This window comes from Streptomyces sp. TS71-3 (genome assembly GCF_018327685.1).
Classification (GTDB): Bacteria; Actinomycetota; Actinomycetes; order Streptomycetales; family Streptomycetaceae; genus Streptomyces.
The window spans coordinates 1795869-1819302 of sequence record NZ_BNEL01000003.1 but is presented as its reverse complement, the minus strand read 5'-3'; the positions used below and the strand labels follow the sequence as shown (position 1 = coordinate 1819302).

The window sequence follows — 23434 nt, the reverse complement described above, 5'->3', positions numbered from 1 at the left end:
CGCCGCCGCCCGGTCCGCCCGGTGGCCCGCCGCGGGCGGGGCGCCCGTTCGCGGGGCCCCGCCGGGGCGGGGACGGCACCCGAAGGAGTCATGGCTCGGGGAGTTCCTGGACGTGGAGCTGCCCGAGGAGTCGGTGGTTGACCTCGGTGACGGCGTCCGTGAGGTCCCGGTACGGCTCGTCCCACGGGTCCTTCAGGCCGAAGCCCCGGTGCGGGTTCTCCAGCCAGCTGCACCAGTGCCAGCCCACGCACCACGGCCGGGCCGCGAACGCCTCGGCCGACGCCGTGTAGCCCGCGGCGCGCTCCCGCTGGTCCCTGGCGGAGCCGGTGCGGCCGGGGTTCATGGCGGTGGGGCACCAGTTGCCGGTGTCGGCGATCAGGACGGGCAGCCCGGTCCTCTCCTGCCAGCGCTCGATGCGCTCCAGCGCGGCGTCCAGGGCTCCGGGGGCGGGTCCGGGGAACGTCTGCACGGACAGCACGTCGAGGTACGGCGCCGCGGCGTCGAGCACCGCGTCGGGCACACCGGTGCGGGTGCCGTAGCGGTCGCCCAGGATCAGGTGGTGCGGGTCGTGGCGGCGGATGGCCTCCGTCGCCACGCGGTAGTAGGCGTCCGCGATCCCGGCCAGCTCGCCGGCCGGGTACCCGGCGCCCGTCGGGTGGCGCCCCCAGCCGGGCACGTCGGCCAGGAAGTACCCGAGCAGCCTCGGGTCGTCCGGTCGGCACACCGTTCTCGCCAGGTGGTCGCACCACTCGGCGAAGGCGGGCGTGCGCGGGTCGCGGTAGGCGGGGAAGCCGTTCCAGTGCTCGATCTCCGCGACCCGCAGCGACAGCGTGTACGGCACGCCCGCCCCGGCGAGCACCTCGGCCGGCAGCCCCTCCGAGTGGCCGAGGTCCACCACGCCGCCCTCCGTGGCCAGGCCCGCCCCGCTGACGTACTCGGACGTCCAGCCCACCGTGTTGAACCCCCAGGACGCCATCTCCGGCACCAGGCTCTCGCGCACCCAGCGCCGGCGCGAGCCGCCGTAGCGGGCGCGGTGGATCCCGGCGTTGTGCGGGTAGCGGAGGTTGGTGTCGTCGGCGTGCACCACGCCGATGGAGAGGAACGGCGCGCCGTCGGGCGCGCGCAGCAGCCAGCGGTCCGAGCGCTCGACGGTGAAGGCGGTGTCGCTCACGGTCGGTGACTCCTTCGGGTGCGGGCGGGCGGTGCCACCGGCCCTGTCGTGTCCTGGCTAGGCATGGTCCCTGACATACGCGATCAGGCCGACCACGTCCTCAGGGACCAGGCGGCCGATCGCCCCGCTGGAGTACACGGACACCAGCACGTTTCCCTCCGGGTCGAGAACGAATCCTGTGGACTGCAGGTGCCTGGGGTCGTCGTTCACGAAAGCGCCGGTCGCGGCGGCCACGGCGTCCGCGTCGGCGCTGTGGCCCACCGGGTAGGTGAGGCGGAGCCTGCCGATCAGCTCCCGGGTCGTCGGCTCGTCGTCCACGGACAGGGCGACGACCTTGGTGTCGACCTCCGCCAGGCGTTCACCGGCCCGCTGGAAGGCCGCGAGCTGGCCCCGGCAGTAGGGGCACCAGGAGCCGCGGTAGAACAGCACGACACCGTAGTGACCGGCCAGTTCGTCCCGCACGGAGAGCGGGCCGCCGCCCGCCACGTCGACGGTCAGGTCCGGGAATGCGGAACCGGTGGTGAGCAGTGTCATGGCGTTGGCCTGCCTCTCGGGTCGTCTGTGGTCCGCGCGCGGAGGGCCGCCGGCCGCCGCGGGACGGCACCCGCGGTCCCTGCCGGACGCGTTGCTGTCCCATGTGCGTTCGGGCGGGGGCCGCGTCTTACCGGGTCCGACCGTGCGAGCGCCGTGCGGGAGGGAACGGCAGGGTAAGAACCGGCATCCGGCTCCTCGCCAATGACGAGGAAGCAGCCGCACCGACCGAGGGACGGGCACGCACATGACCCGAGTGATCGCTTTCGACGTCAACGAGACACTGCTGGACCTGAGCACGCTGGACGAGCGGTTCCTGACGCTGTTCGGCTCGGCGGCGCTGCGCCCGCAGTGGTTCGCCACGATGCTCCAGCTGTCGTTCGTCGGCGGCCTGACGGGCGAGTACGTCGACTTCACGACCGCGCAGCGCGCCGCGCTGGAGATGGTCGCGCGGCGCGAGGGGGTCGACCTCACCGAGGAGGACGTCACCGGCACGGTGGAGGGGATGACCGCGCTGCGCCCGCACGCCGACGTCCCCGGCGCGCTGCGCAGGCTCGCGGCCACGGACCTGAAGGTGGTGGCCCTGACCAACTCCGTGCTGTGGGTGGCCGAGGCGCAGCTGACGCACGCCGGTATCCGTGACTCCTTCGACCGGGTGATGTCGGCGGACGACGTCCGGCACCTCAAGCCGGCCCCGGAGCCCTATCACGCCGTGGCGCGCACCTTCGACGTGTCGCCCGGGGACGTCCGGCTGGTGGCGGCCCACTCGTGGGACGTTGCGGGCGCGCTCGCCGCCGGCTGCCGTGCCGCGTTCGTCGCCCGCCCCGGCCAGGTGCCGAGCCCGCTCGGCCTTCAGCCCGACATCGTGGCGGCGGACGTCGCGGAGGTGGTCGACCGGATCATCGAGGTGGACCTGGGCGCCTGACCGGCGCCCCGGCACCGGCCCGGGGCGCCGGGGGACGGTGGCCCCGGTCGTGCGTGGTGCCCCCGGAGGCGGTGTGGAATGCTGCACCCGGTTGAGTGCGGCGAACGGGGATGACGTGACATGACCAGGGCCTCCGAGGGCATCGGCCGGGCGGACGCCCGACGAGGCCGCGCCAGGGTGCTGGACGTCGCGGTGGACGCCTTCGGCCCGGCCCGGCGCCCGGACCACCGGCCGTCCCGCGCGCTACCGCGGCGCCACCTGCCGCCGACGGGCCCACCGGCGAGCGCGGCGGGACGGCTCATGAGCCACGCGCGACCGCCCGCCGCGGCCGGACACGGCCACCGGGGCGCCCCGGCGAGCGGACCACGTGTTGCCGCCGCGGAACGAGGCGTCCGTTGAGAACCCTGATCATCGACAACTACGACTCGTTCACGCACAACCTGTACCACCTCGTCGGGCGGGCCACGGGCGTGGCGCCCGTCGTCGTGCGCAACGACGAACCCGGCTGGCGCCCTGACCTGCTGCGGGAGTTCGACAACGTCGTGATCTCGCCCGGCCCCGGCAGCCCCGAGCGGCCGCCCGACTTCGGCGTCTGCGCCGACGCCGTGCGCGCCGGGCGGATCCCGCTGCTGGGGGTGTGCCTGGGCCACCAGGGCATCTGCCAGGTCCTCGGCGGCCGGGTGGAGCCGGCGCCCGAGGTGCGGCACGGCCTCACCTCGCGCATCGTCCACGACGGCGACGGCCTGTTCGAGGGCATCCCCTCACCGTTCGAGGCCGTGCGGTACCACTCCCTCGTGGCCGCCGCGCTGCCCGAGGGGATCGAACCGGTCGCCCACGCCGACGACGGCGTGCTGATGGCGATCAGGCACCGCACCCGGCCCCTCTGGGGCGTGCAGTTCCACCCCGAGTCGATCTCCTCGGAGCACGGTCTCAGGCTCATGCGCAACTTCGCGGAGCTTACCCGCCGGTGGCAGCGCACGCACGGCGTCGAACCGGCCGCCGCGCCCGCCGTCCACCGCACCCGGGTGGCCGAGGAGCCCGCTCCCGCGTACACCCACCGGGTCCACTCGCGGGTGCTTCCCCCGGGTCTCTCGCTGGACCCCGAGGCCGTCTTCGCGGAGCTGTACGGGGCCACTGACCGCGCGTTCTGGCTGGACAGCAGCCTGCACGCGGACGGCCGCGGGCGGTTCTCCTTCATGGGGGACGCCCGGGGGCCGCTGGCACGCACCCTTACGGCCGACGTGTGGGCCGGCCGCGTCACCGTCTCGGACGCGGCGGGCGAACACGTCCACCGGGGCGGCGTCTTCGACTGGATGCGGGACGACCTGGCAGCGCGCCGGGTCGACGTCCCCGATCTGCCGCACGGGTTCGCGCTCGGCTGGGTCGGCTACCTCGGCTACGAGCTCAAGGCCGAGACCGGCGGCGAGCGCGTCCACCGCTCCCCGCACCCCGACGCACAGATGATCTTCGCGGACCGGGCCGTCGCCTTCGACCACCGCACGGACGAGGTCCGGCTGCTCGCACTCGCCGAGGCCGGGTCCCCGGAACCGGCCGAGCGGTGGCTCGCGGAGACCGCGGAACGGCTGCTGCGGCTGCCGCGTCCGGAGAACCCGTCCCGCGTGCAGGGCGCTCCGGAGGCGCCGAACCGAACGGCCCCGGCGGCGCAGGTGGCCGGCCGCTTCGGAGCACTACGGCTGCGCCACGGGAAGAACCGTTACCTCTCCCTCGTCGCCGCCTGCCGGAAGGAGATCGAGGCGGGCGAGACCTACGAGGTCTGCCTGACCAACGCGGGCCGGGTGGACGGCGCCCTCGACCCCTGGGAGGCCTACCGCGCGCTGCGCCGCGCCAACCCGGTGCCGTTCGCCGCGCTGCTCAGGTTCGGCGGGCTCTCGGTGCTCAGCTGCTCGCCCGAGCGGTTCCTCCAGGTGACCGGCGACGGTGTCGCCGAGTCGAGGCCCATCAAGGGGACCCGGCCGCGGTCCGCCGATCCCGCCGAGGACGCCCGGCTCCGCGCGGAGTTGCTGGCCAGCGAGAAGGACCGGGCCGAGAACCTGATGATCACGGACCTGGTCCGCAACGACCTCGGCAGCTGCGCGGTACTCGGTTCGGTGACGGTGGACCCGCTGTTCGCGGTCGAGAGCTTCAGCACCGTCCACCAGCTGGTGAGCACGGTGCGGGCCAGGCTGCGGCCGCACCGCACGGCCGTGGACTGCGTCCGCGCCGCCTTCCCCGCGGGCTCCATGACCGGGGCGCCGAAGATCCGCACGATGCAGGTGCTCGACCGCCTGGAGGAGGGCCCGCGCGGGGTGTACTCGGGCGCCCTCGGCTACTTCTCGCTGTCCGGCGCCGCGGACTTCAGCGTCGTGATCCGGACGCTCGTGGTCTCCGCGGACCGGGTGGACTTCGGCGTCGGAGGCGCCGTCATCGCGCTGTCCGACGCGGAGGCCGAGTACGAGGAGACCGCCGTCAAGGCCACTCCCCTGCTGAAGCTGCTCGGCCTTCCCTTTCCGGAACGCGGCACCGGTCAGGTTCCTGGTGCGGCGACGTCGGCGGGGCGGCCCATCGTTCGAGGCCACCAGGGCCTGTTGTAGGTTCAACCACGCTTGGGGCGGTCCACGACCGGAATCGGCCGATGAGGCCGCACGCGTACGTACACAGGGAGAACCACCCAGCCATGAACAAACTTCTTCGGTCAGGTCTGGTCGCCTCGGCGGTCGCCGGACTGACCCTCGCGGCCACGACCGCCAGCGCCACCCCCGGATCGGGCGTCACCGGAACGATCATCAGCCAGACGACGATCGACGGAAAGGACTACGTCCTCCGCGAGATCACCATCGAGCCGGGCGGCAGCACGGGCTGGCACTTCCACGACGGCACCCTGTACGCCTACGTGAAGCAGGGGACGCTCAGCCACTTCAACTCCTCCTGCGGCACCGACGGGACGTACAAGAAGGGCGCGTTCTTCACCGAGCCCTCCGGCGCCGACCACGTCCACGTGGGGCGCAACCTCGGCTCGGAGCCCATGGTGCTCGACGTCCTCTACGTGGACCCCGCCGGAAGCCCGCTGTCGGAGGACGCGCCCAACCCGGGCTGCGACTTCCAGTAGCCCGCATGACCGTTCTACCGGCCCGCCCGGCCGGCCCGCCCGGGCTGAACCGGGTGGGCCGGCCGGCGCGTCCTCGCGTCGGGCACCGGCGTCAGGCGGCCTCAGCCGTCGGAACGGCGGCGCTCCAGGGTGAACGTCTCGAACGGCTTCAACTCGCCCTGCGTGCCGACGACGTCGTAGTACGTCACGGTGATCCGCGTCCTGTCACCGGGGTGCCGGCCCGGGTCCACGCTGAACGCGGCGAAACCGTAGGAGTTCGCGGAGTCGCGGACCGCGGACCACGGCGCGTCCTCGCGGGTGTAGACCGGCGGGCGCTTGCCCGTCGTCGGATCGGCGGGGCCGACCGACGTGATGACGCGGCACGCCGGCGGGTTGAAGAACAGCTGGTTCGACGGCGCGGACGTGCCACCGCCGCCGATCACCATGTGGACGGTGCCCTCGGTGGTGTCGATGACGTCCGTACGGGTCGCCGCGGGGACCGGGGTGAGCGTCGCGTTCTCCTGCCGGCCGCGTATCGGGTGGCTCCGCTCGTAGTGGTGCTCGTGGCCGCAGACGACGAGGTCCACGCCGTACTCGTCGAACAGCGGCAGCCACTCCTGGCGGATGGCGAGGTCGGCGCCGTTGAACTGGTCCGCGGTGCTGACGGCGACCTGGTGCATGCACACCACGACCCAGTCGATGTCGCGGTCGGCCCGGGTGCGGCGCAGTTCCTTCTCCAGCCACGCCTTCTGCGCGCCGTTGGAGTAGCCGCGCACGTAGCTGCTGCCGCCGTCCTGGAGGCAGATGTCGTCGTTGGCGAGGAAGATCACCCGGACCGAGCCGACGGTCATCGCGTACCAGAGGCCGGCGGTGTCGTCGGTCTGCCCGGCCTGCCGCGGCAGCGAGAAGTACGTCTGGAAGGCCCGGTAGCCGATGGGGCCGTTGCCGAGCTCGTTCTCGTGGTTGCCGGGCGCGGGCATCCAGGGGCGGAAGCGCGCGCTGCGGGTGTTGTTGTCCCAGAAGTCCGACCAGGTGCGCACCCGGTCGGTGGCCAGGTTGGCGTAGCACAGGTCGCCGTTGAAGAGGTGGAACAGCGGCTGGACGCGCTCGATCGCGGTGGGCAGGTTGCCGGACGCCGGACCGCCGAGGTTGTCGTTGACGAACGGCGGGTTGGGCAGCTCGACGCCCGCGGGCGGCACGAACTTCTTCCCGGTGGTGGGCGTGCCCTGGTCGCCGAAGCTGGTGAACGTGAAGGCCGCGCGGCCCTTCGGCGCCGTGGCGAAGGTGCCGGAGACGGGCTGGGTGCCCTCGTGCACGGCGAGGTACACGTACTCCCGCCCGGCCGCGAGACCGGTGAGGCGGGCGTGCTGGGCGTACACGACCTGGCCGGACTGGGCGTCGGTGTAGCTCGCCGTCTGGGCCTGGTAGCTGCGCGCGTAGCGACCGTCCGGGCCGCCGAGCAGGACGCGGGCCTTCTTCACCGGCTGGAGCGTGTGCCAGGAGACGACGACCTCGCTGGAGGCGTCGGCGCCGAACTGCAGGTGCAGGCCGTTGACCACCGGCGTGCTCCGAGGGTCGCCGGCCGGTCCACCGGCGGCTGAGGGCGTCCCGGCCGTCGCGGCCGACGAGGAGGGGGCGGCGGAGGCCGAACCGGCCAGCGGACCGGCCGCGACGGCGGTACCGACGACGCCGGCGGCCGCGAGCATGCCGCGTCTCGACAGGTACGAGGTGAACAACTGCTCATCGTTGGACATGTGGAACACCCTGCTGCCGGCCGCGGAAAGGTATGCGACCGGCGGGTGAACGGCCTGGGACCGTCTCCTTTCGGTAGCGTCTCCTTTCGGTCACCGGGCAGCCTCGCGGGCGCCCGGCTCACTCCCCGCGGGTCTTCTCCGGACCCGCCTCCTGCGGCCCGGTCTTCTCCGGCCCCGGATAGAACTGCCTGGCCCAGCGGCGGAACACGCCGATGGGCCCGTCGCCCTGGGCGAGTCCGGGCGGCTGGAGGTAGCGCTTGTGCTGCCAGATCGGGAAGTCGGCGGCGGTGAAGTCGCAACTCGACCGGAAGATGGGGCCGTCGAACAGCCTGGCGGCCGTTCTGCTCACCGCGCGTGCCAGCGGTGAGGGCAGCCGGCGCGGTTCCGTGAAGGCGATGCGGTTGAGCTGGCGGAACTGCATGCGGCCGGGGGCAATGGCCGTCGGCATGACCATCGTGCACATCTGAAGGCCGATGCGCGGGGTGCGGATGTCGGCGTGCAGGCAGGCGAGCCCGAACCCGTCCACCTCGATCTCCACCACGAAGTCGCCGAGCACGGGCGCCCGTTCGTGGGCTCTCATCGAGACGTGGAAGGCGGCCTTGTCGTAGCTGACCGGGCCGCCCATCTCGGCCTTCGCCCAGCCGTGCAGCGTGGCGAAGTGCCCGAGGTCCACGGAGTTCTCGATCACCTCCTGGGCGTGGCCCGCCAGTTCCCAGGCCCGGTGACGGGCCGGCAGGTGGCCGACGGTGTGCCACTGCGGGATCGACCAGTCAGGCTCACGGCCGTCGTGGTGCCGCCAGACGAACACGGCGCCGTTGACCTCCAGCACCGGCAGCGGTGTCAGCGAGAGCCTCGGCGGCGGAGCGTCGTACGCCGTCTCCGCGCACCGGCCGTCGGGGCCGAACGCGAAGAAGTGGAAGGGGCACACCAGGCGGTCGCCGTCGACCTTCGCCAGGCCCAGGTGCGCGCCGAGATGGGGGCAGAACGGCTCGATGGCATGGACCGCTCCCGAGGCGCGGCGGTACAGCACCACGTCCTGGCCGGCGAGCGGCCGGGTGAGGACCGTGCCCGGCCGCAGCTCGTCGGAGAAGGCCAGCGCCGACCAGCCGCTCGGAAAGGGCAGACCGGGCGCGCGCGCCACATCCGCCGGAGTCGGCCCCTCGCTGATGGTCCCGGAGTACTCGCGTGCCGATCCCATGCATACACCCTTCTGCGTCACCATCCAGGAAAATACCCGTTGATCCGCAGAAGATCCTTCTTCTCCGTATATCACCCCAACGAGTGCATGCCTCACAACACACCCGCACCTGGCGCCCGTTGGCCCCGGCCGTGCCTCAGGAACGGAAGCCCATGACGCCGGAGCCGGGCCGTGCCCGCGCGCGCCGCATCCAGCCGAGGCACTGCATGGCGGCGTCCGCGACGGTCACGGCTCGGGGGCCCGGACCGTCAGGCGGGGAAGCGGCCGCAGAGCCAGTTGCCCGGGGCCGCCGGGTCGTCGCTGATCCAGAACTGGCGCCAGAGCGTCGAGAACTCCTCGCGGTCGAGGTGGCCGTCGCCGTTCAGGTCGAGCAGGTCGAAGATGCCCGTCAGGTCCACGGGCCGACCGTTCCAGGTCTCGACGAGCCTCCGGTGTTCTTCCGGGGTGATACGGCCGTCGCCGTCGGCGTCCACCGCCTCGAAGAGAAGCTCGGCGGTCGCGGTGACGTCCCCGGTCATGGTGGGCAGCTTGCCGACGAGCGAGAGCAGTTCGTCCATGTCGACCGTGCCGTCGCCGTTCGCGTCGCCGTTCTCCAGGAGCGCCGCCCACCAGCCCATCAGCAGCGTCTCCATCCGCGCGTGCGACTCCGTCCCCGGGTCCACTCCCGGCAGCCGGCTCCAGCGGTCGACGAGCGCCCTGAAGTCGTCCTCGCGCAGAAAGCCGTCGCCGTCCGCGTCGAACGCCGCGAACATCCCCTTGAGTTTGCGCTCCTGAAACGCACTGGCCATGAGCGGCCTCCCCCACGTCGATCCGAGTCATGAACCGAACCACCGCCGGCCACCGCACGGGCCTGCGGACAACGTGTGACTGTATGCCCGGCACACATCCGCTTCCATGGGCACATGCGTCTGAACAATCACCCTTTGGCGGGACCCCGGTGGAACGTGCGCGACTGCGGCACCCGGACCTGGGCTGTCGCCGGGACGGCGGGTTACCCGTGCCCGAACGGGGAAGGGAAGCCGGATGGTCCGGTCTGGCGCCAGGCCGCGGCGTGGCGGCCCGTGCCGCCGGAGGGAGAGCGGCCCGGAAGCCGCCCTCTTCCCCGGTCGGGAGACGGTGTCCGCGCACCGGCGTCCGAGACGCCTGCCGCGCGGCTCCGGCGGGACCGGAGGGACCGGCAGGACCGGCAAGGCAGAGCACGGAGCAGAGCACAGACGGCTCAAAGGCGAGCAGGAGGCGGGCGGGATGGCCACGGTCGTTCTCATCGGCACGATGGACACCAAGGGCGAGGAGTACGCGTGGCTCGCCGACCGGGTACGGGCGCACGGCGCGGACGCCGTCACGGTGGACGTGGGTGCGTTCTCGCATGCGGACGCGGACGTCGGAGCGGCGGAGGTGGCCATCGCGGGCGGCGCGGACCTCAGCGCCCTCCGGGAGGCGAACGACCGCGGCGCGGCCATGGAGGCGATGGCCTCCGGTGCCGCCGCGGTGGTGCTGGCGCTGCACGCGGAGGACCGGCTCGACGCCGTGCTCGCCGTCGGCGGCTCCGGCGGCTCGTCGGTCGCGGCCCGGGCCATGCGCGCCCTGCCCGTCGGCGTCCCCAAGCTCCTGGTCTCCACCATGGCCGCGGGCGACGTCTCGCCGTACGTGGGCGAATCGGACGTCACGCTGATGTACTCGGTGGTCGACGTGGCCGGGATCAACTCGGTCTCCGAGCAGGTCTTCGGCAACGCCGCGGCAGCGGCAGCCGCGATGGCGGCGGAGCAGGAGAACCGCCGCGGCGCGCCCGCGGGCGAGAGCAGGCCGCTCGTCGGCCTGTCGATGTTCGGCCTGACCACACCCGCCGTCGACGAGGCACGCGCTGAGCTGGTGCGCCTCGGCTACGAACCGCTCGTCTTCCACGCCACCGGTGCCGGCGGGCGGGCGCTGGAGAAGCTGGCAGGCGACGGCCGGCTCGCGGGAGTGCTCGACCTGACCACCACGGAGCTCGCCGACGACCTCGTCGGGGGCGTGCTGAGCGCGGGGCCGCACCGGCTGGAGGCGGCCGGCGAGCGGGGCATCCCGCAGGTCGTCTCGACCGGTGCGGTCGACATGGTCAACTTCGGCCCGCGGGAGACCGTGCCAGCCGGCTTCGGCGACCGGACCTTCGTGGTCCACAATCCGACCGTGACGCTGATGCGCACCACGCCGGAGGAGAACGCGGAACTCGGCCGGCGCATCGGCACGAAGCTGTCCGGCGCACGCGGCCCGGTCACCGTCCTCCTGCCGCTGCGCGGTGTGAGCGGCATAGACAAGGACGGCGGGCCGTTCCGGGACACCGCCGCGGACGACGCGCTCTTCTCCTCGCTGCGCGGCGCGGCCGACGGCTCGCCGGTCGAGGTCGTCGAGGTGGACGCGCACATCAACGACCCCGGGTTCGGGCGCGACGCGGCCCAGCGCCTGCACCGGATGATCGCCGCGACCGGCTGAGCGCGACCGCGGGCGGGCCCGGTCGCCCCGGGCCCCGCACATGGAGGTGCGCCCGGGCGGGCGGGACGCGACAGGAAGCGGGTGCCCACGCGCGCGTGGGCGGGAAGGAATGCGATCGTGGAACGGAACGCAGCACTCGAACGGCTCAGGGCCGCCGTCGCCGCGGGGCGCCCGATCATCGGCGGCGGCGCCGGGACGGGCCTGTCCGCCAAGTCGGCCGAGGCGGGCGGAATCGACCTGCTCATCATCTACAACTCGGGCCGGTACCGGATGGCCGGCCGGGGCTCGCTCGCGGGCCTGATGGCGTACGGCGACGCGAACGCGATCGTCATGGAGATGGCGGACGAGGTGCTTCCGGTGGTGCGGGACACGCCCGTGCTCGCGGGGGTCAACGGCACGGATCCGTTCCGGGTGATGGGCCGCTTCCTCGACCAGGTGGGGGAGGCCGGGTTCGCCGGCGTGCAGAACTTCCCGACGGTCGGGCTGATCGACGGCGTCTTCCGCCAGAACCTGGAAGAGACCGGGATGGGCTTCGGCCTGGAGGTCGAGATGATCGCGGCCGCCCACGAGCGCGGCCTGCTGACCGCGCCGTACGTGTTCGACACCGATCAGGCGAGGGCCATGGCCGAGGCCGGCGCCGACGTCCTCGTCCCCCACATGGGCCTGACCACCAAGGGCAGCATCGGGGCGCACACCACGCTCACCCTCGACGAGTGCGTCACGCGCGTCCAGGCGATGCGGGACGCGGCGGCCTCGGTCAACCCCGACATCCTCGTGCTGTGCCACGGCGGACCCATCGCGGAGCCCGAGGACGCGCAGTACGTGCTCTCGCGGACCCGGGGGGTCGTGGGGTTCTTCGGCGCGAGCTCGATCGAGCGCCTGCCCACGGAGGTCGCCATCCGCCGGCAGACCGAGGCCTTCAAGGGCCTCACCTTCAGGCCTTGAGGGCGTGGCCTTCGGGCCCTGAGTGCACGGCCTCCAGGCCCCGAGTGCACGGCCTCCAGGCCTGAGGGCGTGACCTTCCGGACCTTGAGGGTATGGCCCTCCGGCCCCGGCCCCGGCGCCGGACTCCAGGACGACAGCGTGTGAGGAGACAGAGCGTGGACGAGCACAAGGCGAGGGTCAGCACCGCGCAGAGCGACTTGCCGACCGAGGTCTTCGACTGGGGAAGCATCAAGTGGGGCGTGAGCGCGGACCTCTTCCCGGGCGCGGACGTGACCACCGGCGAGGTGACGATCAACCCCGCCAAGGGGCACGCCCTCCACACCCACCCGGAGTCCGACGAGGTCCTGTACGTCATCGACGGCGAGGGCGTCCAGACCGTCGGGGACTCGGGCGAGTTCCCGGTGCGCACGGGCGACTTCGTGTTCGTGCCGAAGGGCACGCTCCACTCGACCTTCAACACCGGATGGCGCCAGCTGCGGCTCATCGCCGTCTACACGCCGGGCGGCGCGGAGCGCGCCCTGCGCGGAGCCCCCGACTACGCGGTGCTCGCGCCGGGCGTCCCGCCGGTGTGGGAACGCGCCCGCTGAGCGGGTGCCGGACGCGCCGGACGCCTCCCGGCGGGAGCACCACCTCCCGCCGGGAACGCCGAGGAACCCCGCCGCCGACCAGCCCCGGCGCGTCTTGCAGCGGCGGCGCCGTACTAGGTCGTGTCCGGCGGATCTTCGTGGGCCCGCGACTCCCCCACTGCCTGAAGGGCGTGGGTGGGGGTACCTCCCACGCCCGTTCAGGGCAGTGGGGGAGTGCCCCCAGCACCGCACCTCGCCGCGTTGTCGGAGTCATCCGGGTACGCCCCGTACGAGGACGATCCTCCGCCTTGCGATGCACGGCACCAGACGCCACAGGCTGATCCACGAAGATCCGCCGGACACGACCTAGCGGTGGTCGACGAAGACCAGCGCGTCGCCGACCGACCGGATGGGCCCGCTCGGCTGGTTCACCAGGTCGCCCTTGACGGACAGGGTGGTGGAGCCGCCGCCGTCGAGGTTGATGGAGTCGTCCAGGCCCAACGCATTGGCGACGGCGGCGGTCTCGTCCATCGTGGTGCCCACGCTCGTGACCATGCGGCCGTCGATCGTGGCGAGCACGATCGAGCCCTGCCGTGTCGTACCGGCGATGGTGCGCGGGTTGCGGTCGAAGAAGCTGCCGCTGCCCGGCGGCACGACCACCTTGCCACCGGCGGTCAGGCGGTAGCGCCCGGTCACGCCGTACAGCCCGGAGCTCATGGGGAGTTCGCGGCCCTGCTCGTCGGTCAGCCTGGACGTGGTGTTCACGCACCCCTCGCCGGCGACCTGGAGCAGCGTCAACGCGTCCCGGCCGGTGGCCTGCAACGACGTCTGGCCGGCCGCCAGCTGCGTGCCGCGGGTCCCCGACGTCCGGACCACGCAGCCCTTGCGGTCGAGGACGACCTCGACTCCGTTGCCCGAGGGGGTGGAGCCGGCGAACTCGGGGGTGAACCGGACCACGTCGCCCGGCGTGGTGCACTGCGTCTGGTCGGTGAGGTCCGCGCAGTCGGCGGGCACCACCGGCGGGTGGTCGACGTACTCCAGCGGCAGTGCCGCCCTGGTCTTCCGGTTCTGGACACCGCCGGACCACTTCAGCCGGCCCATCAGGGCGCGGTTGCTCTTGGAGTCCACGACGAAGTCGGCCTCGGTGGGGTCGGTCGTGGGCTCGCTGAGCAGCTTTCCGCCGTACAGGCCGAGGCCCACCGGGTCGCCGGGGTACTGCTCGCTGGCGGTGAAGGTGAAGAAGGAGGCGTTGACGCCGGCCAGGGCGCCCGAGGAGCGGACGAGGTCGGTGACCGGCTCGGTCTTCGCCAGGTCCGGCCCGTAGGTCGCCTCCAGGTGCCCGCGGGTCTTGTGGGGGTCGATCGTCAGGACGTTGACGACCCAGGGGCCGCGCGGCGTGGTGTTGATCTGGTCGGCCGGGGCGGGCTCGGTCCCCCGGACGATGCGGGTCAGCGTGACGCCGTCGGCCAGGCTCTGGGTGCTGCGCGCCTCCGGGAGATCGGCGTCACCGAGCGGGAGGGCCGCACCGGCGGCCTCCACGTGGTGGGTCGGGACGAGAACGAGGCTCAGTGCGGCGGCCGCGGCCGCGGCGGCACGCGTCATTCCGGTTCGCTGCCGGGAGGTGATCACCATGCCCCGACCCTCCGCGAGGCGGGGGAACGCGCGAGGCGGCGGTCATTGATGGCTTGCGACATCGGAGTTAACAGCCCGGCGGATTCGGATATGACCGGCGAGCGCGTGGAGGGACGGCGGGGATGGACGGCGGCGGTGCGGCCGGGACGAGCGCCTCAGAAACGGGTGCGATCCGTGCTGCGCGAGTCGCTGACGCGACGGGCCTCGTAGATCTGGCCGGCCCGGGAGATGCCGCGCCAGGGCCGGGCCTTGTTCAGTGCGATGTCGAGGCCGGGGTCGGTGCGGTCGAGGTCCACGCAGGCGAGCGCTGCCGTGCCGTCCGCCGGGCAGCGGTCCAGCCAGGAACCGTGCGGGCCGATGACGCCCGCGGACATGGCGGTGCTGAGCTGCGCCGGAACGGATGTGCTGACCCAGTAGGTGTGGGACGCCGCGTGCGCGCGGGCCAGCACGTCGAACACCGGGTCCTCGGAGAACGAGGAGAACAGGACGCAGTCCACGCCCAGCTCGCGGTACTCGGCGAAGAGCTCCGGGAAGTTGACCTCGATGCACAGGGCGCCGCCGAACCGGAAGCCGTCGACGTCGAAGGTCAGCGGCTCGAACCCGGGTGAGTACCAGCCCGTGATCTCCGTGTGCGAGCACCGGCGCTTGTCGTAGCGGCCGGTCAGCCTGCCCTCGTCGGAGATGACGTAGAGGCTGTTGTGCGGCCGGTTGGGCGGGGTCAGCCGGTGGCTGGATCCGACGACGATCCACAGCCTGAGATCGCCCGCCAGCCTGGCTGTCCGCTCCAACTGGTCGCGCACCGGCTCCCAGTCGATGGCCCAGCCGGCCAGCGCCCGCTTCTCCTCGGGCCCCCCGGGACAACCCGAGATCGCCCCCTCCGGAAAGTGCACGAGCCGGGCACCGGCCTCATGGGCGGCCACCATCAGCTCACGCACCGCTTTTCCATTGGCCACGGGGTCGCACGTGACCGGGCTCTGCGCTGCTGCTATCCGGATGCGGTCCGCCATGCGACGTTTCTATACCAGGCGCCGCGGTGTCAGCGCGGTTGGCGGTCTTTCGCGGTAAGGGGGGCGAGGAATTCGCGACCCGGCAGCCGCCCGTCACCTCGGCCGCCTCGGCCGCATCTGCGGTACCGCGCCTTTCCGGCGAACTATCCGGCCAGTCACCGGGGCCCACACGCCACCGCGACACGGCCCCCTCGCGCTTCCCGCGGCGGCCGCGTCACACCAGCTCATCCCGCGTTTCCTCCGTGCGTGACCCCCGTGGAGCCGAGTGGCGCCTGGGGGCTCATCAGACTCGAACAAATCGTCCGCGCATACGGCCAGATGGATTGCCGACAAACTCCTCGAAGCACTCGCCTGACCAGATAGCGGCTGCGGAGCACATATTCCGTCCAGAGCCCTGGAAGCGCGCAAAACGGCCCGTTAGCCTTCCTGCTCTGCGCATGCACGGCTCCTCCCTCATTCGACGCAAGGGGTTTCATGTTCTCGCGCATGAAGTACGGAATTCTGGCCGCGGCGCCGTTACTGCTGCTGCCACTGCTGGCTCACCAGGCTTCGGCCGGCGAGCCGCTCCCTTACACGGACAGCCAGATGGCGGCCATGTCGCCGGACCGGCAGGCGAAGGTCCTCGCCCCGCTCAGACAGGCGGCCCAGTCCGCCACCATGGTCGGCCAGGGGCAACGGCAGGACGTCTTCAGCGGTGCCGAGATCGCCCCTGGATACCGGGGCGTCAACGTGTACCTCACCTCGCTGAAGGAAGCGGACTCGTTCCTCCGCGACATGCGGAGGAGCGCCACGAAGCCCGGCTCCGCGCACATCACGTTCAAGCAGGGACAGCACACCCGGGCCGAGCTGCACGAGACCATCACCTCGCTGCACGACGAGGCCTCCGACCTGCCCTTCACCATGCTCGGCGCCTCGGCGGCGGTGGACGGCAGCAAGATCACCGTTCTGGCGAAGGACACCGGCGCCGCACGCACGTACTTCGGCACGCGCCGGTCCGCCGTCCCGGTCGACGTCCAGCAGGGCACGACGGCCACCCCCACGAGCCGGGAGAGCGACACCGCCCCGTTCTACGGCGGCGCCGCGCTCGGCGGGAGCCTGGGCGGCCCGTCCTACTGCACCAGCGGGATCCCCGCGATCAGCACGTGGGACGGCCGGCAGTGGCTGGTGACCGCGGGGCACTGCTACAACGTCAACGACGTCGTGTACACGAACGGCCCGGTGATCACCATCAACGACCCCGACTCCCGCCAGATCAACGGGATCGTGAGCGGTCACTTCACCTCTGATCTGCGATCCATCCTCTGGGTCGACGTGGGCGACATCTTCAACGCCTTCGCCATCAAGCTCAATCCGAGCTGAGGCAGGCGGCGGCCACCAGCGCGCCGACCGCTCTCCGGTCGGCGCCGCCACGCGCCTCCCGCCCGACTCCGCACCCCGGCTCCCGGTCCGTCCCCCCGTCACCACCCGGGGCGGGCCGGGAACAGCGCATGCGCGCCGAGGCCGGATCGGGTGCGCGGCCACGGCCCGTCCGGCGGAGGAATCCGGTCAACTTCCGGCCCGCGGTATCCGGCACCCGGCACCCGAAGGGAGCCGAAGGAAGGGGAGGCCAAGGGCCACGCAAGCGGATCAAGTCGACCCGTCCGAACGGCGGAACGCAGCGGCCTGCCCCAACAGCCGTACGCGCCAGGCGGCGTTCCGGCCGGAACCCGGCCACGCTTCCGATAGCCGAGTATCAGTTGTGTTACGCTCCGCACAACAGATAGTCAGGTATCACTTACCTGGTGGTGGACGGGGAGCCACCCGCGAAAGGGCCACCTCATGGGGCGAACGCAGCGGCCGGGCAGGGGAGTCTGCCGGCAGCGCTGCCGAAGGGGCAGGCCGGGGGCGGTCCACGGCCAGGGCCGTTCCGCTGCGGGGACCGGGGCGCGGGATCCACCGCGGCAGTGCCACCGCATCCCGTCCCCGCGCTGGGGCGGCGTGCGGCAGACGGATGGAACACCGATCCGGCACGAGCCCGCGAGGAGAGACCATGACCACCCCCACCTCCGCACCGCAACTGCCCTTCACCCGCCCCAACCCCATGGACCTCGCGCCGCTGTTCGCCCAGCTGCGCGACAAGGGGCCGCTGTCCCGGGTCACGACGCCCGCCGGGGACCCGGCCTGGCTGGTGACGGCCTACGACGAGGCCCGCACGATCCTGGGCGACCGGCGCTTCGGCAAGGCGCACCCCGCCCCCGAGAAGGCGTCGAAGATCTCCGGCGCCGCGATCCAGTCCGGGCCGACCGGCAGCTTCGAGGACGAGGAGCGCGAGCACACCCGGATGCGCAGGGTTCTCACGCCCGCGTTCTCCGCACCGCGCATGCGCCGGCTCAGCAGCAGGATCCAGGAGCTGGCCGACGGCTGCCTGGACGACATGGAGCGCGCCCGCGCCGACAGCCCGGACACCCCGGTCAACCTGCACGACCTGCTCTCCTTCCCCCTCCCGGTGCAGGTGATCTGCGAACTGCTGGGCGTGTCGCAGTCCGACCGCGACCTGCTGAGGGGATGGTCCGAGCGGATCGGCATCCTCGACGGCGGCAGTGACGCGCAGGAGGCGATGGCGGACTTCCAGGCGTACATGGGCCGGGTGGCCGAGGCCAAGCGCGAGCGGCCCGGGCAGGACGTCGTCACCGACATCCTCAAGGTGCAGGCCGAGGACCCCACCTTCACCGAGGACGACATGACCCGGCTCGCGGCGGGCCTGCTCTTCGCCGGCCACGAGACCACCTCGACCCGTATCGACTTCGGCACGCTCTTCCTGCTGATCGATCCCGCCCGGCGCGACAGGTTCGCCGCCGACCCCGAAGGGCTCGTCCAGGCGACGGTGGAGGAGATCCTGCGCCTGTCCGCCCCGGGCGGCCTCGGCCTCATGCGCTACGCGCGCGAGGACGTGCAGATCGGCGGGGTCACCGTCGCCCGCGGCGACGCGGTGCTCGTGGCCATCAACGCCGCCAACCGGGACGGGGAGGCTTTCGCCGAGCCGGACGCCTTCGACCCGGACCGCGCGCCCAACGCGCACCTGGCCTTCGGCCACGGCGGCCACTACTGCATCGGAAACGCCCTGGCCCGCACCGAGATGCGCATCGCGTTCACCTCCCTCTTCCGGCGCTTCCCCGGCCTGCGCCTGGCCGCGGACCCGTACACCCTGCGCGAGCACTCCGAACGCCTCACCGGTGGTGTCAACACCGTCCCCGTGCTGTGGTGACGACCGCCCAGCCAGGCGAACCCACGGCCGGACCGCCGGACGACCCTTCAGGAGAATCCATGCAGGTGGAAGTCGACCGGGACAAGTGCGTCGCGTCCGGTCAGTGCGTCCTGACCGCACCCGAGGTCTTCGACCAGGACGATGACGAGGGGAAGGTCGTCGTCCTCGACGACACCCCGGCGCCCGCGGCACACGGCCGGGCCAGGCAGGCCGCCGCCATGTGCCCGGGGGTGGCCATCTCGCTGCGCGACGAGGGGCGGTAGGTGAAGGAGGTCCGGCGGAGGCGAGGCCTCCGCCGGGCTTTCCGGGCCGGTACGCGGGCCCTCCGCACCAGTTCCCGGACCCTCCGCGCCAGCATCCGGGCCTGCGGCGCCACCTTTCGCCGCGTAGCCGGACGTCCGGGGTTGCCTCTCGCCGCGCACCCGGGCCTTCCGCGTCAGCGCTCTCCGCGCCCTCAGTACTCGGAACGCCGCAGAGCGGGGGCGGGGCAGGGCAGGGGGCCGGCCGCGGCCGGGGAGAGCCCGTCGAGCAACAGAGCGACGTAACGGCGCCAGCCACCCTCGGCGGGATCCATCGTCCACAGCACGCTGACCAGCATGGCCATGATCCGGCGCAGATCCTCCGGCACGAGATCGTCGCGGATCACCCCGGCCCGCCGGCCGCGCTCCACGAGGAGTTCCAGGGCGTCGAAGAACCGGTCGCCGACCTCGCCCGTCAGCTCCCCCGCGTTCCTCGCGGCAGTCAGCACGTTGTAGTCGCGGACCGCCGAGGACAGGGCGGCCTCCATCACCAGCGCCAGCCCGCGGCGCGGATCCGCATCCTCCAGGGCCCGGTCGACGGCGGGCACCATCTGCTCCGCGAACTGCTGGTCCAGCACGGCGCGCAGCAGGGCGCCCTTGTCGGGGAAGCGCCTGAACAGCGTCGCGATCCCCACGCCGGCCCGCCGGGCGATCTCGTCCAGGGAGGCGTCCGGCCCCCGTTCCGCATAGACCTCGCGCGCGGCTCTGACGATCTTCTCCGAATTACGGACCGCGTCGGCGCGCAACGGTCGGGGGGATTCGGTCGGCACCCGGCCATCCTAGCAACTGATAGTCAACCATCGGTTCGGTGCGAACCGTGCCGCGTGTGCCACCCGTGCCGTGCACGCCGCGCGCCGCTCGGCGAGGAGGGCGTCCGCGCACGCCGGACGGCAAAAGCAAAGGCAAGGAGGTCGTCTCCTCCTTGCCACTATCAGCCTATAGCGCACGGGGGGCCTTGCGGCAAGGCGCGGGTCGTGGCGCAGAATCATGCGCCGAGGCCGAGACCAGGGGAAATCCGGGGGTTGGCGACGTTTCCATTCCTTTGTCGGCATCCAGGTCCGCGGAACGTCGCGTCGATTCGCGTCGATACCGAGGCGCAGCTGCGCGTGCCGTCGGATCCCGCGGCATGACCGGCCGTGGACCAATCTCATTGCGTGGGGGCTTCATGATCGATGTCATCGTGGTCGGCGGCGGGCCGACCGGCTTGATGCTGGCGAGCGAGTTGCGGCTGTACGGTGTGCACGAGGACACGGGCCGTGAGGGCGCGGGGTCAACCGGTCCGCTTGGTGCCTCCTCTTGGCGGGATGGTCAGGGTCCGAGGTGTGAGGCGGTGGGCGTCGGCGGGCGTGCCGGGTTCACCGATGGGGCAGTGCCGGCCGCAGGCTCGGGAGCGGCCCGGTCTCCTGGTAGAGCGCCGCGGCGAAAGCTATCCTGAGCCCTTATCCCGGCCACCCCCGAGACGGTGGGCGCGCAGACGATGATGGGGTTCTCTGACGTATGGACGACTCTCGCGACGTCGCGGGTGCGATTCTGCCGGGCTACTCCGAACCCCTGTGGATCCAGGCGGTCAACCTGATCCACGGTGAGATCGAGAAGGGGAACCTCAAGCCCGGCGCGCGGCTCGCTCCCGAGCGTGAGCTCTGCACCCAGCTCGGCATCAGCCGCGTCACCCTGCGCAAGGCGCTCGGGCACCTGGTGGAGCGCGGCGAGCTCAGCGCGTCGCACGGTCGCGGCTGGTACGTCGCCCGGAGCGCGCCGAAGAAGGAGTGGCCCAACAGCCTCGAATCGTTCAGCGAGACGGCCGCCCGGATGGGCCTGAAGCCGCACTCGCAGGTGCTGCGTGCCACGAGCGAGCCGGCCAGCCTCGACGAGGCCGAGCGGCTCGGGATCGCGCCGGGGACCCCGCTGTTCCGGCTGGAGCGGGTCCGCCTGCTCGACGACGTGGCCATCGCGCTGGATCTGAGCCGGGTTCCCATGGCCCTCGCACCGGATCTCGCGGAGGTCGACTTCCGCACCCGCTCGCTGTACTCGACGCTCGAAGAGGCGGGGGTGGAGCCGGTGCGCGCCGACAGCACCATCGAGGCGACCAAGGCGGACGAACGCGCCGCCGAGCACCTCGGGATGGCACCGGGCGACCCGTTGCTGGTGATGCACCAGGTCGCCCTGGGCGCCCAGCAGGAGCCGCTGTTCCTGTCGACGATCCGGTACGCGGGCGACCGCTACCGGCTGCGCACCTCCTTCGCCCGCTCCTACGACTGAGCGGCCGGCCCCTGCCGGCGCGCACGGCCTCGCGCGGCGCCGCTCCCCCATGTCCCCGCACCGTCGGTCAGGGCAGGACCACCGCCTTGACGAAGTCGGCGGCACCCGCGTGCATCGCGGCGAACGCCTCGTCCACCTGGTCCAGGGCGAACCGGTGCGTGACCAGGGGGGCGTAGCTGAAGCGGCGCTGGGCGACGAGGTCGAGCACCTCGCGCATGGCCGCCATCAGGCGGGTGCGGTCGGGGCAGAAGCCGTTGACGATGGTGACGGCCTTGTACCAGAGGTCCATGTCCATCATGGCGTCGCCGGTGTGGTGGTAGCCCACCACGCAGAGCCTGCCGAACGGCCGCACGAGGCTGCCCGCCGTCCTGAGTCCCGCGGTCACGCCGGTCGCCTCCAGGACCACGTCCAGCCGTGCCTCGGTGCGCCGGTCGGTCCCCGTGCGGAACTCCTCGGGGAGTTCGCCGGGCGCGAAGGCGAGGTCCGCGCCGAGCCTGAGCGCCCGCGCGCGCCGCGCCGGGTCCGGGTCGACGCCCACGAGCAGGCCCGGGGCGTGCCGCCTGGCGAGCTGCACCAGGCCGAGCCCCATGAAGCCGAGCCCCACCACCGCGACCCGGTCGCCGGCCGCCACCCCGGTGCGGGACAGCGCCTCCTCCAGGTCGGCGACCGGCTCGCCGATCGCGTGGGCGGGCTCGATCCCGTCCGGTACGGGCAGGATCGCGTGCCCGTCCATGACGGCGAGCGTCGCGAACCCCTCGCCGCCGAGGCCGGTCACCAGGTCACCGGGGCGCCAGCGGTCCGCGTCACGGCCGGCGGCGACGACCCGGCCGACCATCTCGTGGCCGAGCCGCACCGGGGCGTTCGCCGGGTCGTGGCCGAGCCAGGGCCCGAGGTCCGAGGTGCACACCCCGCTGGCCACCACCTCCACCAGCACCTGGTCGTCGCCCGGCACCGGATCCGGCGCCTCCACGACCTCGGAGGTGCGCGGCCCGACGACTTGGCTGATCTTCATGTGCGACTCCTGTCCGGGCTGCCCGTGCTCGGGCGCTGAGGCTCCCCACCCCATGTGGTCCTATGAGGTTCCCGGCCCCATGTGGTCCTATGTGGTACATGGTGGAGCACCATGCTGTCCACCTCGCCCGCCTCCTCTCAGGCCCCCACGGGCGCGTCGAAGCACCTCACGTGTCACACAGGCACCGGACATATTGCCGGACCGTTGCTGACACGCATCTAGACAGGGCAGCCGATCCTCCTTACCTTGGCTCGCAACTGGTAGTAAGTGGTATCTGTTTGGCACAGCCATGGTTGAGCCCGGTGTAAGGAGTCGCGGATATGGGTCCACTCTCGGCGCGGCGGGCGGAGGCGAGCTGAGCCATGCGTACCGTGCTCACCAAACTGGGCTTCTACGTGGTGACCGCCTGGGCGGCCATCAGCCTCAACTTCCTCATTCCGCGCATCATGCCCGGCGACCCGGCCGACAACCTGATCAACCAGTTCCACGGCAAGCTGAACCCCGCCGCGGTCCGCGCGCTCCGGGTGCTCTTCGGGCAGAAGGACACCGGCCTGTGGCACCAGTATCTGAGCTACTGGCACAGCGTGTTCACGGGTGACTTCGGGATCTCGTACGCCTACTACCCGTCCAGGGTGAGCACGGTGCTCGGCCAGAGCATGTACTGGACGCTCATCCTGATCACCGCGTGCACGGTCCTCAGCTTCGTCATCGGCACCGGACTCGGCATGCTGGCCGGCTGGAAGCGCGGGACCTGGCTGGACTCGCTCGTGCCGGTCACCACGTTCCTCTCCTCGATCCCGTACTTCTGGTTCGCCATCATCGTGGTGCTCGTCTTCGCGATCACCCTGAAGTGGTTCCCGCTGTCCGGCGGCTACGCGATCACTCAGACCATCGGGCTCAGCGGCGGGTTCGTCTCCAGCGCGCTGTACTACGCGGTGCTGCCCGCGCTGACCATCGTCGTGGCCTCCGTCGGCGGCTGGCTGATCGGCATGCGGAACATGATGGTCACCACGCTGAGCGAGGACTACGTGCGGCTGGCGGAGGCCAAGGGCCTGTCCCGGCGCCGGGTGATGTACCAGTACGCGGCCCGCAACGCGATGCTGCCGTCGTTCTCCGGGTTCGCGATGTCGCTCGGCTTCGTCGTCGGCGGCTCCATCGTGACCGAGGTCGTCTTCAACTACCCCGGCATCGGCACGGTGCTCTTCAAGGCCGCCCAGTCCGCGGACTACCCGCTGATGTCGGCCATCTTCCTTCTGATCACCGTCCTGGTGCTGGTCGCCAACCTGCTCGCGGACATCGCCTACGTGTTCCTCGACCCGAGGACGAGGGAGAGCTGA

The 23434-nt window shown here is 72.1% G+C and carries 20 protein-coding genes and 1 pseudogene; 12 read left to right on the top strand and 9 right to left on the bottom strand.

Annotated features, from left to right (window positions below):
- Nucleotides 1-88 precede the first annotated feature (88 nt).
- Together Sm713_RS31895 and Sm713_RS31890 are read right to left on the bottom strand one after the other, a co-directional pair.
- Entirely contained in the window at nt 89-1171 is a 1083-nt protein-coding gene (locus tag Sm713_RS31895) for a hypothetical protein (RefSeq protein ID WP_212913441.1), read from the bottom strand.
- Nucleotides 1172-1228: 57 nt separating this feature from the next.
- Entirely contained in the window at nt 1229-1705 is a 477-nt protein-coding gene (locus tag Sm713_RS31890) for a redoxin domain-containing protein (protein ID WP_212913440.1), read from the bottom strand.
- A gap of 244 nt (nt 1706-1949) precedes the next feature.
- Here Sm713_RS31890 and Sm713_RS31885 point away from each other — a divergent pair, with 244 nt between their 5' ends.
- The 3 genes from Sm713_RS31885 to Sm713_RS31875 all read left to right on the top strand — a co-directional run bounded on the left by Sm713_RS31885 (nt 1950) and on the right by Sm713_RS31875 (nt 5733).
- On the top strand, nt 1950-2627 hold the full coding sequence (locus Sm713_RS31885) for a haloacid dehalogenase type II (RefSeq protein ID WP_212913439.1): 678 nt from the start codon (nt 1950-1952) through the stop codon (nt 2625-2627).
- A 395-nt stretch (nt 2628-3022) separates the two neighbouring features.
- A complete protein-coding gene (gene pabB / locus Sm713_RS31880) occupies nt 3023-5218 on the top strand; it encodes an aminodeoxychorismate synthase component I (protein ID WP_212913438.1) in 2196 nt (731 codons plus the stop codon).
- A gap of 83 nt (nt 5219-5301) precedes the next feature.
- Nucleotides 5302-5733: a cupin domain-containing protein gene (locus Sm713_RS31875; RefSeq protein ID WP_212913437.1), complete on the top strand. Its 432-nt coding sequence runs from the start codon at nt 5302-5304 to the stop codon at nt 5731-5733.
- Between the two features lie 101 nt (nt 5734-5834).
- Here Sm713_RS31875 and Sm713_RS31870 read toward each other — a convergent pair whose 3' ends face one another.
- The 3 genes from Sm713_RS31870 to Sm713_RS31860 all read right to left on the bottom strand — a co-directional run bounded on the left by Sm713_RS31870 (nt 5835) and on the right by Sm713_RS31860 (nt 9452).
- The gene (locus tag Sm713_RS31870; protein WP_249416822.1) at nt 5835-7466 is read right to left on the bottom strand and encodes a metallophosphoesterase family protein; all 1632 of its coding nucleotides are present in this window, start codon (nt 7464-7466) and stop codon (nt 5835-5837) included.
- A 118-nt stretch (nt 7467-7584) separates the two neighbouring features.
- Nucleotides 7585-8664, bottom strand: coding sequence for a Rieske 2Fe-2S domain-containing protein (locus Sm713_RS31865; protein ID WP_212913436.1), 1080 nt, complete (start codon nt 8662-8664; stop codon nt 7585-7587).
- Nucleotides 8665-8912: 248 nt separating this feature from the next.
- On the bottom strand, nt 8913-9452 hold the full coding sequence (locus Sm713_RS31860; protein WP_212913435.1) for an EF-hand domain-containing protein: 540 nt from the start codon (nt 9450-9452) through the stop codon (nt 8913-8915).
- A 457-nt stretch (nt 9453-9909) separates the two neighbouring features.
- On the opposite strand from Sm713_RS31860, the gene Sm713_RS31855 reads away from it, so the two are divergent.
- The 3 genes from Sm713_RS31855 to Sm713_RS31845 all read left to right on the top strand — a co-directional run bounded on the left by Sm713_RS31855 (nt 9910) and on the right by Sm713_RS31845 (nt 12665).
- Complete coding sequence (locus Sm713_RS31855) at nt 9910-11133, top strand: Tm-1-like ATP-binding domain-containing protein (protein ID WP_212913434.1); 1224 nt, start codon at nt 9910-9912, stop codon at nt 11131-11133.
- Nucleotides 11134-11250: 117 nt separating this feature from the next.
- Entirely contained in the window at nt 11251-12078 is an 828-nt protein-coding gene (locus Sm713_RS31850; protein ID WP_212913433.1) for a phosphoenolpyruvate hydrolase family protein, read from the top strand.
- Nucleotides 12079-12233: 155 nt separating this feature from the next.
- Nucleotides 12234-12665, top strand: coding sequence for a cupin domain-containing protein (locus Sm713_RS31845; RefSeq protein ID WP_212913432.1), 432 nt, complete (start codon nt 12234-12236; stop codon nt 12663-12665).
- A 345-nt stretch (nt 12666-13010) separates the two neighbouring features.
- Here the strand turns inward: Sm713_RS31845 and Sm713_RS31840 are convergent, their stop codons facing one another.
- Nucleotides 13011-14276 (bottom strand): phosphodiester glycosidase family protein, encoded by a 1266-nt coding sequence (locus Sm713_RS31840; RefSeq protein WP_212913431.1) that lies wholly within the window; start codon nt 14274-14276, stop codon nt 13011-13013.
- A 155-nt stretch (nt 14277-14431) separates the two neighbouring features.
- Nucleotides 14432-15283 (bottom strand): carbon-nitrogen hydrolase family protein, encoded by an 852-nt coding sequence (locus tag Sm713_RS31835; protein ID WP_212913430.1) that lies wholly within the window; start codon nt 15281-15283, stop codon nt 14432-14434.
- Between the two features lie 486 nt (nt 15284-15769).
- Between Sm713_RS31835 and Sm713_RS31830 the strand changes: the two genes are divergently transcribed.
- The 3 genes from Sm713_RS31830 (at nt 15770) to Sm713_RS31820 (ending at nt 18790) form a co-directional block, all read left to right on the top strand.
- A complete protein-coding gene (locus tag Sm713_RS31830; RefSeq protein ID WP_212913429.1) occupies nt 15770-16642 on the top strand; it encodes a hypothetical protein in 873 nt (290 codons plus the stop codon).
- Between the two features lie 670 nt (nt 16643-17312).
- Nucleotides 17313-18527, top strand: coding sequence for a cytochrome P450 (locus Sm713_RS31825; RefSeq protein WP_212913428.1), 1215 nt, complete (start codon nt 17313-17315; stop codon nt 18525-18527).
- Nucleotides 18528-18586: 59 nt separating this feature from the next.
- Nucleotides 18587-18790, top strand: a complete 204-nt coding sequence (locus tag Sm713_RS31820) for a ferredoxin (protein ID WP_212913427.1) — start codon at nt 18587-18589, stop codon at nt 18788-18790.
- A gap of 191 nt (nt 18791-18981) precedes the next feature.
- Here Sm713_RS31820 and Sm713_RS31815 read toward each other — a convergent pair whose 3' ends face one another.
- Entirely contained in the window at nt 18982-19596 is a 615-nt protein-coding gene (locus Sm713_RS31815; protein ID WP_212913426.1) for a TetR/AcrR family transcriptional regulator, read from the bottom strand.
- Between the two features lie 395 nt (nt 19597-19991).
- Between Sm713_RS31815 and Sm713_RS31810 the strand changes: the two are divergent.
- Nucleotides 19992-20069: pseudogene (locus tag Sm713_RS31810) on the top strand (FAD-dependent monooxygenase); the annotation flags it as partial.
- Between the two features lie 254 nt (nt 20070-20323).
- Nucleotides 20324-21085: a GntR family transcriptional regulator gene (locus Sm713_RS31805; protein WP_212913425.1), complete on the top strand. Its 762-nt coding sequence runs from the start codon at nt 20324-20326 to the stop codon at nt 21083-21085.
- A gap of 67 nt (nt 21086-21152) precedes the next feature.
- On the opposite strand, the gene Sm713_RS31800 is transcribed toward Sm713_RS31805, so the two are convergent.
- Entirely contained in the window at nt 21153-22097 is a 945-nt protein-coding gene (locus tag Sm713_RS31800) for a zinc-binding dehydrogenase (RefSeq protein WP_212913424.1), read from the bottom strand.
- A gap of 362 nt (nt 22098-22459) precedes the next feature.
- Here Sm713_RS31800 and Sm713_RS31795 point away from each other — a divergent pair, with 362 nt between their 5' ends.
- Nucleotides 22460-23434 (top strand): ABC transporter permease, encoded by a 975-nt coding sequence (locus Sm713_RS31795; protein ID WP_212913423.1) that lies wholly within the window; start codon nt 22460-22462, stop codon nt 23432-23434.